This is a genomic window from Neobacillus sp. SM06, assembly GCF_050496765.1.
Classification (GTDB): domain Bacteria; phylum Bacillota; class Bacilli; order Bacillales; family Cytobacillaceae; genus JAEVLT01.
This window is the reverse complement of record NZ_JBNWEO010000007.1, coordinates 281,424-298,317: the sequence shown is the minus strand read 5'-3', so window position 1 is coordinate 298,317 and position 16,894 is coordinate 281,424. Positions and strand designations below refer to the sequence as shown.

12 protein-coding genes and 1 pseudogene are annotated in these 16,894 nt (G+C 42.0%); 10 read left to right on the top strand and 3 right to left on the bottom strand.

Annotation, left to right across the window (positions count from 1 at the left end; genetic code table 11):
• The first annotated feature begins 154 nt into the window (after positions 1-154).
• From ACQYAD_RS02525 to ACQYAD_RS02515, 3 genes are all read left to right on the top strand, one after another.
• Positions 155-1,261: a 3D domain-containing protein gene (locus ACQYAD_RS02525; RefSeq protein WP_430235167.1), complete on the top strand. Its 1,107-nt coding sequence runs from the start codon at positions 155-157 to the stop codon at positions 1,259-1,261.
• An 83-nt stretch (positions 1,262-1,344) separates the two neighbouring features.
• Positions 1,345-1,845, top strand: coding sequence for a hypothetical protein (locus ACQYAD_RS02520; protein ID WP_430235165.1), 501 nt, complete (start codon positions 1,345-1,347; stop codon positions 1,843-1,845).
• Positions 1,846-1,863: 18 nt separating this feature from the next.
• Positions 1,864-3,417, top strand: a complete 1,554-nt coding sequence (locus ACQYAD_RS02515) for an NAD(P)H-hydrate dehydratase (RefSeq protein WP_430235163.1) — start codon at positions 1,864-1,866, stop codon at positions 3,415-3,417.
• 1,199 nt (positions 3,418-4,616) lie between these two features.
• Here ACQYAD_RS02515 and ACQYAD_RS02510 read toward each other — a convergent pair.
• The 3 genes from ACQYAD_RS02510 to ACQYAD_RS02500 all read right to left on the bottom strand — a co-directional run bounded on the left by ACQYAD_RS02510 (position 4,617) and on the right by ACQYAD_RS02500 (position 7,768).
• The gene (locus ACQYAD_RS02510) at positions 4,617-5,921 is read right to left on the bottom strand and encodes an ABC transporter substrate-binding protein (protein WP_430235161.1); all 1,305 of its coding nucleotides are present in this window, start codon (positions 5,919-5,921) and stop codon (positions 4,617-4,619) included.
• Between the two features lie 105 nt (positions 5,922-6,026).
• Complete coding sequence (locus ACQYAD_RS02505) at positions 6,027-6,854, bottom strand: carbohydrate ABC transporter permease (RefSeq protein WP_430235159.1); 828 nt, start codon at positions 6,852-6,854, stop codon at positions 6,027-6,029.
• Entirely contained in the window at positions 6,854-7,768 is a 915-nt protein-coding gene (locus ACQYAD_RS02500) for a carbohydrate ABC transporter permease (RefSeq protein WP_430235211.1), read from the bottom strand. The genes ACQYAD_RS02505 and ACQYAD_RS02500 overlap by 1 nt, the downstream gene beginning before the upstream one ends.
• Positions 7,769-8,093: 325 nt before the next feature.
• Between ACQYAD_RS02500 and ACQYAD_RS02495 the strand changes: the two genes are divergently transcribed.
• The 7 genes and pseudogenes from ACQYAD_RS02495 (at position 8,094) to ACQYAD_RS02465 (ending at position 16,864) form a co-directional block, all read left to right on the top strand.
• Entirely contained in the window at positions 8,094-9,911 is a 1,818-nt protein-coding gene (locus tag ACQYAD_RS02495; protein WP_430235157.1) for a cache domain-containing sensor histidine kinase, read from the top strand.
• Entirely contained in the window at positions 9,908-11,005 is a 1,098-nt protein-coding gene (locus ACQYAD_RS02490; protein ID WP_430235155.1) for a response regulator, read from the top strand. Before ACQYAD_RS02495 ends, ACQYAD_RS02490 begins: the two co-directional genes overlap by 4 nt.
• A gap of 238 nt (positions 11,006-11,243) precedes the next feature.
• Positions 11,244-12,494, top strand: a complete 1,251-nt coding sequence (locus ACQYAD_RS02485; protein ID WP_430235153.1) for an IS110 family transposase — start codon at positions 11,244-11,246, stop codon at positions 12,492-12,494.
• A 99-nt stretch (positions 12,495-12,593) separates the two neighbouring features.
• Positions 12,594-13,145: pseudogene (locus tag ACQYAD_RS02480) on the top strand (helix-turn-helix transcriptional regulator); the annotation flags it as partial.
• A gap of 427 nt (positions 13,146-13,572) precedes the next feature.
• A complete protein-coding gene (locus ACQYAD_RS02475) occupies positions 13,573-13,800 on the top strand; it encodes a hypothetical protein (RefSeq protein WP_430235151.1) in 228 nt (75 codons plus the stop codon).
• Positions 13,801-13,859: 59 nt separating this feature from the next.
• A complete protein-coding gene (locus tag ACQYAD_RS02470; protein WP_430235149.1) occupies positions 13,860-15,530 on the top strand; it encodes a glycoside hydrolase family 13 protein in 1,671 nt (556 codons plus the stop codon).
• 548 nt (positions 15,531-16,078) lie between these two features.
• Positions 16,079-16,864, top strand: a complete 786-nt coding sequence (locus tag ACQYAD_RS02465; RefSeq protein ID WP_430235209.1) for an arginase family protein — start codon at positions 16,079-16,081, stop codon at positions 16,862-16,864.
• The last annotated feature ends 30 nt before the right edge of the window (positions 16,865-16,894 follow it).

Below are 16,894 nucleotides of genomic sequence, written 5' to 3'. Positions count from 1 at the left end.
ACGTTTAATAGAGATCGCTTGTCAATTGTTCTTCTTTCCTCTCAAAAATTACCAATAGGTAAATGTTCTCATTTCTTTTGAGACATACTTTTAATCCATTTGTAACATTCCTGGTACATTGATTTGGTATAAATGGGGTATAGGAGGATTTTATATGCCAAATTTTAAGCGTATGGTTCTTACCGTAATGACAGGTGCATTGTTCATTGGCGGCACTACTTCCGTATTTGCACAATCATCTGCACAAGATTTACAAAACATTCAGCAAGACCTTAACCAAAAGGCACAAGAAAAGCAAGCTGTTAGCAACGAGATTAGCAGCATTCAACAAGAAATGAACTCTCTGAATACATATATTTCTCAAAATCAAGCGGCAATGGCTGAAACACAAAAGCGGATGGCTGCTGCCAATCAACTGATTGAAGAGAAAAAAGCAGAGATTGTTAACTTAGAAGATACGATTCTTTCCCGCAAGGATGTTATGAAAAAACGGCTCGTGGCACTCCAGCATGATAACAACCTTACACTGGCTATTAAAGTGTTCTTGGATTCAAAAAGTTTGAATGATTTCATTCAACGGGCCAGTGCAGTAACGGCACTTTTTAGCGCAGATAAAAATATTCTGGATGCCCAACAAGCAGACCTTAAAAAAATTGAAAATGATAAAAAAGAAATTGACCGCCAGCAGCAAACGCTCGTTGAGGAGCAAAAAACGTTAGCTCAGCAGCAAGCAGAGTTAAGCCAGAATTTGCAAAAGCGCCAGGATGCTTTGACGGCGATGCAGGCGAAATACAATCAAATAGATCAGCAAATGGCTTTGGCAGAGCAACAAAAAGCTAGCATTCAAGCAGAGCTGAAGGCTGCCCAAGACCGAATTCGTCAAGAACAACAAGCGGCAAAACAGCGAGCTGCCCAAGCAGTTGCAGCCATGCCGGTTCAAGCCAGTGCACCGGCACCGGTTCAGCAAGCGGCGAACGGGCAAGAGCTATATGTCACAGCAACGGCCTACAGTCCAGAGGAATCGGGAGCAATCACGACACTGGGCTATAATATTAAAGCCAACCCGAATATGAAATTGATTGCCGTCGATCCGTCTGTTATTCCGTTAGGGAAAAAAGTATGGGTTGAAGGGTACGGGATTGCGATTGCCGGGGATACTGGCGGCGCCATCGTCGGCCATAAAATTGATGTGTTGATGCCAACGAGAGCGGCTTCGTTAATTTGGGGAAGAAAAACGGTAAAAGTTGTTGTTTTGAATTAATACGATTACAATAAAAATAGATGACTGAATGGAAAAACTGCCTCTTAACCAAGGCAGTTTTTCTTTTACGAGGAGGGGGTTCGGTGCACCATCGAGTTTGGACATTTGTAAACCTAGCGTTGATTGGCTTTTCGATCGTCTATATTTGGTTTTTTCGGCCGCATACTACTTCTGTGCTAGTATGGAGCCAGCTTTTTGCCCAGGCGGCAATCCTGCTTTTCTTCATTAACATCAATATGTACTTTGTTTTCTTGCTGATTCGAAAAACGTCTGTACGGAAGGTAAAAATTCGTCTCGCCAAAATTTCACGGTTTTTAATGAAATGGCATATTAAAATGGCGTTACTCGGGACACTGGCAATCGTCGGGCATGCCGCGATCAATCTCAGCAAATTGGCTCCGATCATCGGATTTTTTCATGTAAAAGTCCTAACAGGCTATTTTGCGTTTGCACTTCTGCTGGTGACCTTGTTTGCCGGGTATTTAAGGCATAAGAGGGCTTCGGGCTTTCGAAGGCGGTTTCATTTGATCAGTGCGATGATTTTTTTACTTGCTTTTCTTTTACATATGTTTACATGGGTGTAGAAAAAGGGGGAGTCGTCAATGTATATCGCAGGGCAGAAGGAAATGCAGCAGATGGATCACTTTACAATAGAGAAGTTGGGCTTGCCGGGCGTCGTCTTGATGGAAAATGCAGGAGCAAGAGTGGCGGAAGAAATCGTCGCGAGCGTACCGTGTGGAAATCCCCGGATTCTTGTTTTGGCAGGCGGCGGGAATAATGGCGGGGATGGTTTCGTGATTGCCCGGAGGCTGGCTGATTTAGGAATGGAGGTTCTTTTATGTTTGCTCGTTGACCCAGAACGGATCAAAGGGGATGCCAAAATTCACTTTGACGTCTATGTCCATCGCGGTCTCCCGCTTTTATTTTTCCCAAAAAGTTCTCTTACAAGTATTGCGATTGAATTGCAAAAAGCGGATCTGATTGTCGATGCTATGTTAAGCACGGGAGTTGCTGGCCCTTTGCGTGAGCCATTTAATGAAATCATTCCAATGGTAAATGCGGTTGCAGCCAAAAAGCCCGTCATTGCAGTGGATATTCCGTCAGGTGTGAATAGTGAAACGGGGAGAGTAGAAGGCGGAGCGGTTAAAGCGACAAAAACGGTTACGTTTGTTTTTCCGAAAAAAGGTTTTTTCCTGAATGAAGGTCCGCAATATGTCGGGGAATGGAAGGTGGCAGATATCTCCGTTCCGCCTTCGATTGTGCAAGAATTGGGCTTGAAGATGCCGAAGTTATTGACGGAATCAACAGTAAAAGCGTCTGTACCTGTTCGTCCATTAAGCGGTCACAAAGGGACGTTTGGTCACGCTCTCATGATTGGCGGTTCGCGGCAGTATGTTGGTGCACCGATTTTTGCAGCGAAGGCAGCGTTGAATGCTGGAGCGGGTCTTGTTACATTAGCTGTTCCAGAAGGGATTTATCCTTTGGCCGCTGCCCAAAATCCGGAATCGTTGTTTTTGCCCCTGCCAGAGGAAAATGGTCATTTTTCGAAAAAAGCGCTTGCTGAACTTGTTCCGAAGCTCGATCAGTTTGATGCGATTGCCATTGGGCCGGGAATGAGCCGGTTTCAAGGAGGAGAAGAATGGCTTCGAACATTGATTGGTTCATTGACGGGCCAGCCGATTGTTTTGGATGCAGATGCGTTGTACTTAGTCAGAAACAACTTGGCATTGATTCGGCAGTACAAAGGAGCTGTTCTTTTTACCCCGCATCCGGGTGAAATGGCGCGTTTGGTTGGGAAAACGGTGAAGGAAGTCGAGATGGAGCGGATTGAAGTAGCGAAGAGCTTTTCGGAAAAGCATCATGTATTTTTGCTGTTAAAAGGCCATCGCTCGATCATTGCTGCTCCACATGGCGAGGTGTTCGTTAATCCGCTCGGCCATGATGCGCTTGGAAAGGGCGGCAGCGGCGATGTTTTAACCGGTGTTGCGGCTTCGTTTCTTGCCCAAGGTGCAAAACCGATCGATGCCCTAGTTGCGGCTTGTTTTTTGCATGCAAAGGCCGGGGAAGCCCAGGCGAAAAAAGTTTCCCATTATGGAGTGACACCCAGCGATCTTATTGAAGGCGTGAGGGAGGAATTAAATCGGCTATTTCTGTAGTTTCCCGTTTTTCGAAAAAAATGGTGGCGTGGCACAATCAGGTGGCCGCAATTCTTTTTTAGTAAGGCCGGCGCAAAGCCTGAAAAAGCGTGAAAAAAGGAGCCGCGGTCAATAAAAAGCGTTTAGAGAGCCTGATGAAGCGAAAAAAAGGTGCGAACGGTCAATAAGAGAGGTTCATAAAGCCCATGGAAGCGGAAAAAAGCTGGTGACGGTCAATAAGAAAGGTTCATAAAGCCCATGGAAGCGGAAAAAGGCTGGTGACGGTCAATAAGAAAGGTTCATAAAGCCCGTGGAAGCGGAAAAAGGCTGTCGACGGTCAATAAGAAGGGTTCAAAAAGCCCGTTGAAGCGGAAAAAGGTGTGAACGGTCAATAAGAAGGGTTCATAAAGCCCATGGAAGCGGAAAAAGGCTGGTGACGGTCAATAAGAAAGGTTCATAAAGCCCGTGGAAGCGGAAAAAGGCTGGTGACGGTCAATAAGAGAGGTTCATAAAGCCCGTGGAAGCGGAAAAAAGCTGGTGACGGTCAATAAGAAAGGTTCAAAAAGCCCGTGGAAGTGGAAAAAAGGTGCGAACGGTCAATAAGAGAGGTTCATAAAGCCCGTTGAAGCGGAAAAAGGCTGGTGACGGTCAATAAGAAAGGTTCATAAAGCCCATGGAAGCGGAAAAAAGCTGGTGACGGTCAATAAGAGGGGTTCATAAAGCCCATGGAAGCGGAAAAAAGGTGCGAACGGTCAATAAGAGAGGTTCATAAAGCCCGTTGAAGCGGAAAAAGGCTGGTGACGGTCAATAAGAAAGGTTCATAAAGCCCATGGAAGCGGAAAAAAGCTGGTGACGGTCAATAAGAGGGGTTCATAAAGCCCATGGAAGCGGAAAAAAGGTGCGAACGGTCAATAAGAAGGGTTCAAAAAGCCCGTTGAAGCGGAAAAAAGGTGCGAACGGTCAATAAGAAGGGTTCATAAAGCCCATGGAAGCGGAAAAAGGCTGGTGACGGTCAATAAGAAAGGTTCATAAAGCCCGTGGAAGCGGAAAAAGGCTTTCGACGGTCAATAAGAAAGGTTCATAAAGCCCGAAGAGGACTCAAATGGCTGTAAATGGTCAATAAGAATTATTCTCAACTCAACCGACGCCTCAAAATAAAAATTAAACCAACAACAAAAGGCTCCTCTTATCGTAAGAGGAGCCTTCAAACAGTATAGCTATTATTTTTTCAACTTAGCCCATGTTGCGTCAAATGCTTTTTCGGTTTCTTCTTTTGATTTTTGGCCGCCGACATATGCTTGAAGGGCTGCACCGAATTCTTGGCCTGCACCATCAGGATATTTCATAAACTGCCAAGAGTAAGTTTTGCCATCTTTCAAGTATTGTTGAAGCTCGGCACCTAGAGGACCAATGTCTTTCGGATCAGCTGTGATCGTTTTGAATGCCGGGATATACTTAAAGTCTTTGACTAAAGCTGTTTTGCCTTCTTCAGATGAAACCATCCAGTTTAAGAAGTCTTTTGCTGCTTTTTTGTCTGCTTCAGGAGCTTTGTTGTAAACAACCCAGTTACTTGGCACGTCTAACATGAGTTTATCGGCTTGCGCAGGATCATCTGTTAAAGCAAGTGGAATGAAGCCAACTTCCATGTTTGGTGTAAGTTTATCAAGCATTGGCTGGATCCAGTTACCTTGCTGAATCATTGCTGTTTCGCCTTTTGCAAATTGGGTTACTTCTGTATTGTAGTCAGTTGTTAATGGATTTTTGTTGCCATACTTAATCGTTAAATCCAGAAGTTTAAAGTAATCATCAAAATATTTGTTGCCTGTTATTTTTTCTGTACCGTCGTTAAGGCCTTTGATAAATTTATTCGGATCTGCCTGGTAGGCAAATGGAACGTTTAAGCCATGGTTTGCCAGTACCCACCATTCAGCATAACCAACGGAGAAAGGTGTAATTCCGGCAGCTTTTAGCTTTTTAGCCGCATCTTCTAATTGAGTGAAGGTTTTAGGTAGATCTGTAATGCCAGCTTTTTTAAATAATGCTTTATTGTAGGCGAATCCATAACCTTCAAAGTTAACAGGCATACCGTAAATTTTTCCGTCTAAGGTTGTTGGTGTTAAAGCATTTGGATAAGCATCTTTTACCCAAGGCTGATCGGATAGATCTTCTAATTTATCTTTCCATGTAATCACATCTTGATATCCTTGACTTGTAAAAATATCTGGCGCTTTATTGGAAGCAAATTTTGCTTTTAGAGCTGCTGCACCATCTGCGCCGCCGCCAACTGTTTCAATATTGAAAGTTACATTTGGATGCGTTTTTGTATACTGATCTGTTAATCTTTTCAACTGGTCAGCAATTTCAACTTTTCCTTGGAAAATATCAACGACTACTTTTCCGTCTTTGCTGCCGCCGTTATTACTTTTGTTACTTGATGCGTTGTTGCTTGAACATGCAGAGACAAACAGTAGTGATGCTGAAAGTACCCCTGCGACTAATGCCGTTTTTTTAATAGTAAAAGCCATGGTTTTCCCTCCTGAAATTTGTTTCTTTTTATAATTGACCCCTGTTGGCTGCCGCTTTTTTCAAAAGAAGGGCTGCAGCCGGCAGAGAGTGAACCCGAAAATTCATTACTTAATGGAACCGCTTGTAATCCCTTTAATAATATGTTTTTGCATCGCAAAGAAGAAAATCAACAGCGGTACAATTCCCATTACTAAAGCGGCCAACGCTAAATCCCACTGTTTCGTATATTGGCCAAAGAAGAAGAAGGTGGCCAATGGAATGGTTCGAAACTCAGGATTTTGCAACGTAAGGGATGGCAATAGGAAATCGTTCCAGATCCATAGGCTGTTTAGGATAACGATTGTAACTGTAATCGGTTTCAATAGTGGGAAAACGATTCGGAAGAATACGCCAAATCGGGAACAGCCATCAATGATTGCTGCTTCTTCCAACTCCAACGGAATTCCCTTAATAAAACCGTGATACAAAAAGATCGTCATTCCGGAACCGAAGCCAAGATACATGATGACAAGACCCCAAATGCTGTTTAAAAGTCCAAGGTTTCCGGCTGTTTTAATCAGCGGAATCATAATCGACTGAAACGGAATGATCATCGCCGCAACGAAAGTCATAAAGATGATATTGCTGATTTTCTTTTTTGTTCTAACCAGCATGTAGGCGGCCATTGAACAAAAGATGACAAGAACAACATTGCTTGCGACGGTAATAATTAAAGAGTTGCTAAACACCTTTAAATAATCCAATTTTTCAAAAGCACTGACATAGTTTTGAAATTGCATTACTTTTGGCAGCGCTGATGTATTCGATAAAATATCGGCAAATGGTTTTAAGGAGTTTGAAAGAATGTAATAGAATGGTACCAAAAACACGAGTCCAAGCAAGACAGCGAAGATTTCGCCAATAAAGGTTTTGCCTGTATATCGGTTTCCCATTAGGATTCAACCTCCTTTTTCTTCGAAATGGTTACTTGAAGAATGGTAATGGCTGCAACAACGATGAAGAAAAGTAACGCTTTTGCTTCACCAAGACCATAGCGATTGTTGACAAATGCTTCAGTATAAATGTTAAGCGCTAACATTTCGGTCGATTTAAATGGTCCGCCGTTTGTCAGCGACAAGTTTGCATCAAAAATTTTGAAAGATGATGCTGTTGTTAAAAATAAGCTGATCGTAATGGCTGGTGCGACAAGCGGCATTGTGATATGGCGCAAAATTTGCAATCGATTGGCACCATCAATTTTCGCTGCTTCAATTAATTCCTGCGGTACATTTTGCAATGCCGCAACATAGATGATCATGATATAGCCGGCACCTTGCCAAACGCTGACGATCACAATTCCCCAGAAAGCAGTGTTGGCGTCGCCTAACCATGCCAAGTTGAAAAGGGGAATGCCTGTTAGCTGGCCAATGGATGCAAATCCTTTAATAAAGATGAACTGCCAGATAAAACCGAGCAACAGTCCGCCGACCATGTTTGGCATGAAGAAGATCGTACGCAGCACATTGCGCGTTTTTAATTTTTGCGTCACAAGAAGCGCTAACGCAAAACCGATGACGTTTGTTAAAATGATGGCAACCACCGTATATTTGGCGGTTAGGATAAAGGAACTCTGAAATTGCTTGTCCTGAGTAAATAGATATTTAAAGTTATCCAACCCAACCCATTTTATGGAACCGGTTACACCGTTCCAATCAGTAAAGGAATAGTAGATACCAGTTAAAAAAGGAACCAATACGATTAGTAGAAAGGCTAAAAATACAGGGCCGACAAAGATCGCAAAATAACCTGCATCCTTAAGTTTCTTGCTGTTAAAGGAAGAAACCGGCTTGGCAGCCTTTGTTTCCATTTCCGTAAAAACTGTGCTGTTTACGTTTTCCAACTTGCTTTCGCTATTCATTGACTGCACCTCCTATACCTTCATTTTAATGATTCAGCCAGTTTATGAAACGGCTTACATTGACCAATAGGGTGGAAAATATTGAAGTGTTATATGACAGTCATCCAAATTGACCCGAGTTTCGTACGGACCCGCCATTTTTTTGCACCAAATTCTCCGTGGCCCATTGGTAGTGAAAGAAGGAATCCACATATGCTACAATGAAGAAAATCCGCTTAAAGGTACGGAAAAACAAGGAGGAAGGTTCGTTTGCTGATTAAATGAACCGAAGGACATGAAGTGGGGCATCCGCAAAAAATTAATTATCTTTTTAATGCTGGCAACTGTCCTTCCGTTCGGGACATCCATTGCCTTGTCTTATTATCAAACAACCAAATCGCTGAATAATCGGTTTGTGTCGACGAACCATGAGTTAATTCAAAAAGGGGAGGCGGAACTGAGTGTCTATTTGCAGGATGTCGCCCAAATGTCGACTGTTCTGTACCGATATACTCCGTTTATGAATGTGATGAGGGATGGAATTTCACAGGATATTGCGAATAATCAGGAAGAGGTTCGCCGGGCATTGGCCTATTTATTTAATTCACGTCCTGAAATTGAGCAAATGCATTTATATATTGACAAGGGAAGAGATTCTTACACCAACTATCACTCAAGGATTAGCGGCAGAGGAAAGTATGAGAATGTTTTTTCCCATCCTTACTATGCTCGATTGAAGCAATCGAATCAGTTTTCAATCATCGAACCGCCGCATAAAATCTATAGTTATAATCAAATGTCTGTCATTCCTGATTCTCAAAAGAAATACGTTTTAAGTTTTCACACGATTTTAAGAGATGTTCCCGCCAAGACTTTATTGGGCTTTCTATCGATCGATATCAATCTTTCAAAAATTCGAGCGATTACCGAAAGATTGTATACGAAAAACGTAGAAGACTTGTATATTATGGATCAAAATGGAGTTGTGATTTACTCTTCGAATGATAAGGAAATCGGACAAGCAAACCATGAAAAATGGTTTGAAAAGGTAAAAGTCGCACCGAAGGAAGGAAAAAGCCTTGAATGGAGAGATCCAAATTTTTCCGGTGTGATCGTGTATGATCCATTTCCCGCTCCGTATAATGGCTGGTACATTGTCAAAAGAATTCCGTATGATGTTCTTTACGAAAGCGCCAGAGAAACGGCTTTGATGAATATTTTAATTGGAATCATTACCATGGTCATTGTGTTGGTGGCAACGATGAGTGTTTCTTTTAAGCTTACGGCGCCAATCAAAGTGTTGATTGACAATATGAAAAAGGTGGAAAAGGGCAAATTTGAAGCGGATTTTGATTCTCTCGGAAATGATGAAATCGGCATGCTCGGAAGGCATTTTAAGTTGATGATTGCAAAAATCAATGAACTGATTTTACGAGAATATAAGCTCGAGATAGAAAATAAAGCTTCCCAGCTGCGGGTGCTGCGCTCGCAAATTAACCCGCATTTTTTATATAATGCATTTCAATCCATTGGAACGCTTGCGCTTAAGTCAAATGCGGTGCAAGTGTACTCCTTGCTGACAAAATTATCGTCTATGATGCGTTATAGTATGAATATGAAGGAAGATATTGTGAAATTGAGTGCGGAAGTGGAACATGTAAAAGCGTATCTGCTTTTGCAAAAACAGCGGTTCGAGGAGCAGCTGGAATTTGAAGTGAATGTACAAAAAGAAGCAGAAACCATCTTTGTGCCGAAAATGATTTTGCAGCCGATTGTGGAAAATTGCTTTAAACACGGTTTTGATCAATTGCTGGAACAAGCGTTCATTCAAATAACGGCCATGTTGCAAGGCGAAAACGTTCAGATCACTGTCTTGGATAATGGGAAAGGAGCCGGTGAAGAGCAGCTGAACTTATTAAAGGAACATTTAATGTTTGACAAACCTGAGACTGCCAGCAACCGGGAGGCAATCGGATTAAAAAATATTTACGACCGCCTGCAGATTTATTATCGCAATCAAGCAAAATTGACAGTGGCTGCCAGAGAGGAAGGCGGGTTTTCTGTAACCATCGTCGTTCCAAAGGAAATGCCAAAAGGGGTGAAACCAGAGTGAAAGTGTTACTAGTCGATGATGAAAAACATGTTCGTGAAGGAATGAAATTGCTGGGAGCTTGGGAGCAGAACGGGGTTGATGACATCCTTGAAGCGGGAAATGGCGAAGAGGCGGTTCGTCTAATCGAGGAGTTTCGGCCAGAAATTATTTTTACAGATATGAAAATGCCGCGAATGGATGGTACCCGATTGTTGGAGTGGATGAAAGAAAATGCCCCTACAAGCAAGACGATCGTTGTCACCGGTTATGATGACTATCATTTTATGCGCAAAGCCATCCACTTTGGCAGTTTCGATTATTTATTAAAACCGATCGATCCGGAGATTTTGAATGAAACGCTAGAGAAAGTGGTCAACGAATGGAAAAAAGAAGAGGCACAGCGGCAGACACATATGAGCAGCCATCAATTAATAAATGAAATGAAACCGGTCTACCGCGACCGGAAGCTTACCCAACTGATGAACAGCGACATTGCGACGGAAGATTTGTATGAAATGTTTGGTTTTCATCTGTCGGGACATTACAATATTGGCCTTGTTAGGGTAAACGGGAAAACGATCGAATCGTTTCATGGAGATCGGGATTTAGCCTATTTTACCATTTTAAATGTTATTAATGAGATATTAATGCAGAAGCAATGCGGAATCGGGTTCCGTTATTTATCAAACAAAGGTGAAATCGTCATCATTTTTTGGGATCAATTGGATAAAGTGGCGGAACAGCTTGTGATGATTTACGAGACGATCAAAAAAGCATTAAATGTCTCTTGTTCGATTGCTCTTGGAAAACCTGTTCAATCAAGTGCGAAATTGCAAGAGTCGTATCTCCATGCGAAACAGCTGCTGGTTCACCAAAATGTCCTTGAAGAAAAGAATGTCAGGGTGTATCTTCAGGAAAGCACCCCGGAACCGCCGCTAAAAAGTTTGATGGCGTATTCTTCCAATATTGAACTGGCTGTCCAGACAGGGGAGCTGCGCGCATTCGAAGAGTTGACCCGGCAAATTGTAGCAGAGTATACGGAAAACCATTATTATACCCATTCCTCTCGCTTCGCTCGAGGCACAAAACGTAATGAAATATGTTTTGTGCCTTGAGCGTTATTTTATTAATCTATTGCCATAGGGATAACAATTAACTACAAATCACGTGGAGGTGAGTGGGCTGCTCCAGTTGTGGAGTGACCGCATTATTATATGTGTAGATTGTCTTTCCAAGCACAAATAAGTGTGTCTTCGAGCACGCAGACTTATCTTTGTATAAACATTACTCGTTTATAGCTGGACAATCAGTCAATGTTGTCTATCCCTATAATTTGTGAAAGGAGTTCTCCCTATGGCTTTAAAAATTGTTTACCCAATTTGTTGTGGAATCGATGTCCACAAAACCTTTGTTGTTGCCTGTATTGCTTCTACCAATGGCAAAGGGGTCACCACTTACAAACGCCATCGCTTTTCAACCTATACCAAAGGATTGAAAGAGCTGTCACAATGGCTTTGTGAAAATAACTGTAAGGATGTTTGTATGGAATCTACCGGGAAATACTGGATTCCTGTGTTTAATGTACTTGAAGATTCCTGTAACATCACTCTAGCCCATCCTAAATATGTCAAAGCTATCCGAGGCAAAAAGACCGACAAGAAAGATGCTAAATGGATCGCCGATTTATTTAAGCATGACTTGGTCGCTGGAAGCTTTATGCCACCGCTAGCGATCAGACAACTCCGTGACCTTATGCGTTATCGTTTTAAACTGACTAACTTTATGTCAAGTGAAAAGAACCGTCTACAAAACTGTTTAACCGTGTCTAACATTCAGCTTGGAAATGTTGTTTCAGATACCTTCGGTAAAAGTTCTATGAACATCATTGACAAGCTACTTGAAAATCCGTTAGATACCTCTTTTGACATAGAACCTTTAATCCACGGCTCCATGAAGGATAAACTTCCTGAATTGGAACTCGCCATTGACGGATTTATTACACCGGAACAGGCTGAAAAATTAAAGGTCATTAAACAGCACTATGAAGATTTAGAGTCCCGTAAGGAAGACCTGGAAAGAATAATTCTTTCTCTTGCCGCGCCCTACACAGAAGAAATCAACTTGATCTTAACTGTTCCATCCTTTAAAAACATCTTTTCCGCCATTGCCGTGGTTTCAGAAATAGGTGTTAATATGGACGTGTTCCCAACAGCTAAGCATTTATGTTCCTGGGCAGGACTAACACCCACAAATAATGAGAGTGCCGGCAAGAAAAAGTCAGTAAGAATTTCGAGAGCCGGCTGCTATATTAAGCCACTATTGGTACAATGTGCTACTGCTGTAGTGAAAAGTGAAAAGCATCCCGAAATTCGAAACCGCTATTTAAGGCTCAAAAAACGCCGTGGTCACAAGCGAGCTATTATTGCAATTGCCCGAATGCTTTTAACCGCTATTTACAACATTCTTAAAAAGAAAGAACCGTATAATCCGGAATTATATAAAAAAGCCGATGTTCTTCCAGTAAACCGTGAGATCACGGTTGAACAAGCGATTTTATTAGCTAAAAGTCAAGGTTTTCGAGTGATGACAGCTGTAACTACTTGATAAGTTAGTAATACAAATATTTCCAATTCAGTCATCGATTGATGGCTTATTTGTCATGCCCATTTTCTTATTGGGTAACCGTGAGTTATATTTCAGACTTTATCCTATGAACAACTGCTCCATTTTGAAAATGAATATTTGCTCATTAGCAATAGATGGTACAAAAAATATCAGATTCCGATAAGAATAGCTGACCAGTACGAAAAACGGGTGGATTTGTTTTTTGACAAAAATGGCACTTTTCAGTTAGAGAATTTCAAGCAACGAAAATTACGGGAGATTGCTGTTTTTTTGAAAAAAGTAAAACGGATAGCGGCACAAAAAACGAACAATGTCATTGATGAAATTGAAAAGTATTTGCAAGCCAATTATGATCGTGACGTTAAATTGCAAGAACTTTCCGACCACTTTTACATTAGCAGGGAATACATTTCGCGAAAATTCAAGCAGGAATTTCATGTGAATATTTCGGATTATCTCTTGAACATCCGCATGGAAAAGGCGAAATCACTGTTAAAAAACAGTCAGTTAAAAATCTATGAAATCGCTGGGATGATCGGCTACCAGGATGATAAATATTTTCGCAAAGTGTTCAAGAAGCTTGTCGGCATCACCCCAAATGAATACCGGGACAAGCATTCATTGCAGTAAAGGGGAGCAGCCCTTCCGTTTATCGGGACGAAGAGAGATCTCGGTTATTGCTCTCCCGATTTTCTGAGCTTGGATCTTTTTTGTCATTTTCCCATGAGATTTGGCTTGTATGTGGAAACGGCTCCATCCATTTTCTCACCCTTCCAGTTCAATATTTTCCACCATCTGTGTCAATGTAAGCCGTTTCATTAATTTTTTCATTCTCTAAAATAAAAGGTGTGGCAGTAAAAGGAGTAATTAGTTGCCGCGCTGAACAAAAAAATCCAGTGGTTCGGGTATCCATAGGACGATTGCTGAATTTTTGCAGGAGGAAGGATTTGCAGCAAGAACAGCTACTTTGGATGAGCCGGAACATGGCTTAACAGACCACCTGAAATCGGTGCTCATTGAGGAACCGGTTTCAGAAATGTGGTGGGTGTAAGTTTCATTGTTTTCCAGATTGAAAGGGCGAACAAACTGTGACAGTGGCGGAATAAATTGTGAAAGTCGCGGAATCGGCGCCGCATCTGGCGGAATCGGACGGAAAAAGTTCGGGAACCGGTGGAATCAGCGGAAAAAGTTGCGGAATTCGTTCGGGAACCGGTGGAGTCAGCTGGAAAAAGTTGTCGAATCGAAGCGGAACTGGCGGGATTCGTGGCAAACGCTGCATATTTAGTCAGCGAATTTGTAGAATGAATAGAGAACCACAAGCGATTTTTAAAAAGAGGTGTTCAAATGAACAAAAAATGGTGGAAAGAAAGCGTCGCGTACCAGGTTTATCCGCGAAGCTTCATGGATAGCAATGGCGACGGAATTGGTGATCTAAAAGGGGTCACGTCCAAACTTGATTACTTGAAAGAACTCGGAATTGATGTTATTTGGCTTTCGCCGATGTACAAGTCGCCGAATGACGATAATGGCTACGATATTTCCGATTATCAGGATATCATGGATGAATTCGGAACGATGGATGATTTTAACGAGCTGCTCGAAGGCGTCCATCAACGCGGGATGAGATTGATTTTGGATTTGGTCATCAACCATACGAGTGATGAACACCCGTGGTTTATTGAATCGCGTTCTTCAAAAGACAATCCAAAGCGCGATTGGTATATTTGGCGGGACGGCAAAAATGGAAAGGAGCCAAATAACTGGGAATCGATTTTTAGCGGGTCGGCCTGGAAATACGATGAAGAAACCGACCAGTACTTTATGCATATTTTCTCCGAGCGGCAACCGGATTTAAACTGGGAAAACCCAGAAGTCCGCAACGCCTTGTACGATATGGTAAACTGGTGGCTTGAGAAAGGAATCGACGGCTTTCGGGTGGATGCCATTTCCCATATTAAAAAAGAACCGGGTTTCCCGGATATGCCGAACCCTAAAAACTTGGACTATGTTCCATGCTTCCCGAAAATGATGAACGTCGAGGGGATTGATGAATTTTTAAACGAATTTACGAAGAAAACGATTAAAAATTATGACGTCATGACGGTTGGGGAAGCAAATGGTGTGGGGCTTGAAGATGCCGATCGCTGGGTAGGCGAAGAAAACGGCTATTTTAATATGATTTTCCAATTTGAGTTTTTGAATTTGTGGGACAAAGCGGCAGATGGTTCGGTTGACGTCCGTGCTTTGAAAAAGAATTTGAGCAAATGGCAGACCGGTTTGGAAGGCAGAGGCTGGAATGCTTTGTTCATTGAAAACCATGACCAACCGCGCAGAGTCTCAAGTTGGGGTGATGATCAGAAATATTGGAAAGAAAGTGCCAAAATGCTGGGCGCCATGTATTTTTTCATGAAGGGAACCCCGTTTATTTACCAGGGACAGGAAATCGGCATGACCAATGTTCAGTTTCCTTCGATTGAAGATTACAATGATGTCGGAATGGTTAACTTTTACAAGGTGGAATCTGCAAAAGGCCGTCCACATGAAGAAATCATGCAGGTCGTTTGGGAGAAAGGGCGGGATAATTCCCGAACACCCATGCAGTGGGATGCAACAAATATGGGCGGATTCACTACCGCTGACAAAACTTGGCTGAAAGTAAATCCGAATTATCTGGAAATTAACGTTGCTGAACAGTTGCAGGATTCCGATTCGATCTACCATTTTTATAAAAAAATGATCCAGCTGCGGAAAGAAAATCCGCTGTTCGTCTATGGAACATATGAATTGCTGCTTCCAAACCATCCAAGATTGTTTGTTTATATCCGCCAATATGGAAGCAAAAAGGCCATTGTGATCAACAATTTTAGCAAAAAGTCTACACGCTTTAAAGTTCCATCAAGCGTTCCCTATGAAAAATCAGAACGGATATTAACTAACTATCCAGTAGCTGAACAAAAACTGCGGAAGGAATTCACGCTGAAACCGTATGAGACAAGGGTATATTTATTGAAATAATCAGTGGTGGATTCTTCATTCCCACTGTCCGTTAATGCGGGAGAAACACTTTGGGGGCAGTCGTGCCTCCTCTTTTTTTGCTAAGAATATTCTGTAAACCTATTGGGGTTTAGTTTATCCTATTGTGGAGGTAAAAAAGATGTCACAACTAAATCGTGCTGTTCCTACAGAGCAGCCAGCCTATAAAATCCCTATTGAATAAATGGAAATACGGATAAATAAAAATTTTGCACGGATAAAAAAGGAAAATTCTAGAAATAGATAGAGGGGTTTTCGCGGAAAAAGGTCTGGAGATAGAAAAATGGGTTAAAATCTGGATGGTATAAATTAGAAATGCGGATAAATTGAAATTTTGCGCGGATAAAGGCTCAGAGCAACACAACCAGTAAGGAAGTCAACTTTTTATTGGGAAATTTGCATCCTGATTACTTCATGGCCGCAACTCCGCCGATGGTTCGTGCTATAATAGGTAGATACAGATTCCACATATCCTCTTTGCTTATCAATCTATCAATCTTTTTAATAAAAATGAAAAGGAGATGGTGATGATGGGTTTGATGAAAAAAGGGATGACGATTCTTCATTTTGACGATACGTATTATGAGCAGCAAAGGCTGAGGAAATTTCCGCATGAAGAAATTGATTTTGAAAAACTGCAGCACGTAAATCTATATTGTGAGCTCGATTCCCTTAAAATTTTGCAAAAAAAATTGCAGAAAAGAAATGAGAAGGGGATCACCTTTATCGGCAGCGGAAACTATCATTATGTTAGTTTTTTATTTTTAAAAGAAATCACAAAACCGTTTACCCTCGTATTATTCGACAATCACCCTGATCTTGGAACGGTCGCGGAGCAAGAACAGAATTTGCTTTCCTGCGGCACTTGGGTATCTTATGCATTAAGAGAACTGCCACTCTTGCAGCGCGTTGTCATTATTGGACCCACTACGGCCATGCCACATCAAGCTTTCGACTCCCGGGTTGTCATTTTTCCATTCGATGGTAGCCATCACTACTCACGAAAATCCATTCTATCTGCCATCCACACAGAAACTGTATACATCAGTATTGATAAGGATGTCTTAAACCGTTCAGAAGCTGTGACCAACTGGGATCAGGGGATTATGAACAGTGAAACGTTGCTGCACGATCTTGCCTTTATTTTGAAAAATAAACAAGTTGAAGGCATGGATGTTTGCGGGGAGGAACAGATTTCGCCGGTGCAGGCGTTTCTGCCGGATTTCCAAAAGGTGATCCGCAAAAATGAAGAGGCGAATATAAACATATTGGAAACCTGTTTAAAAGCGGGTGCGGTGCAAACAAGGGGTGCATAATGGGACAAATTAGTCAGTTGGCCGACAGCA

Coding starts and splice junctions, on each gene's coding strand:
- ACQYAD_RS02500 (WP_430235211.1), bottom strand. CDS start 7,768: ATGGAAACAAAGGCTGCCAAGCCGGTTTCTTCCTTTAACAGCAAGAAA.
- ACQYAD_RS02515 (WP_430235163.1), top strand. CDS start 1,864: ATGTATATCGCAGGGCAGAAGGAAATGCAGCAGATGGATCACTTTACA.
- ACQYAD_RS02465 (WP_430235209.1), top strand. CDS start 16,079: ATGGGTTTGATGAAAAAAGGGATGACGATTCTTCATTTTGACGATACG.
- ACQYAD_RS02485 (WP_430235153.1), top strand. CDS start 11,244: ATGGCTTTAAAAATTGTTTACCCAATTTGTTGTGGAATCGATGTCCAC.
- ACQYAD_RS02510 (WP_430235161.1), bottom strand. CDS start 5,921: ATGGCTTTTACTATTAAAAAAACGGCATTAGTCGCAGGGGTACTTTCA.
- ACQYAD_RS02505 (WP_430235159.1), bottom strand. CDS start 6,854: ATGGGAAACCGATATACAGGCAAAACCTTTATTGGCGAAATCTTCGCT.
- ACQYAD_RS02470 (WP_430235149.1), top strand. CDS start 13,860: ATGAACAAAAAATGGTGGAAAGAAAGCGTCGCGTACCAGGTTTATCCG.
- ACQYAD_RS02495 (WP_430235157.1), top strand. CDS start 8,094: ATGAAGTGGGGCATCCGCAAAAAATTAATTATCTTTTTAATGCTGGCA.
- ACQYAD_RS02525 (WP_430235167.1), top strand. CDS start 155: ATGCCAAATTTTAAGCGTATGGTTCTTACCGTAATGACAGGTGCATTG.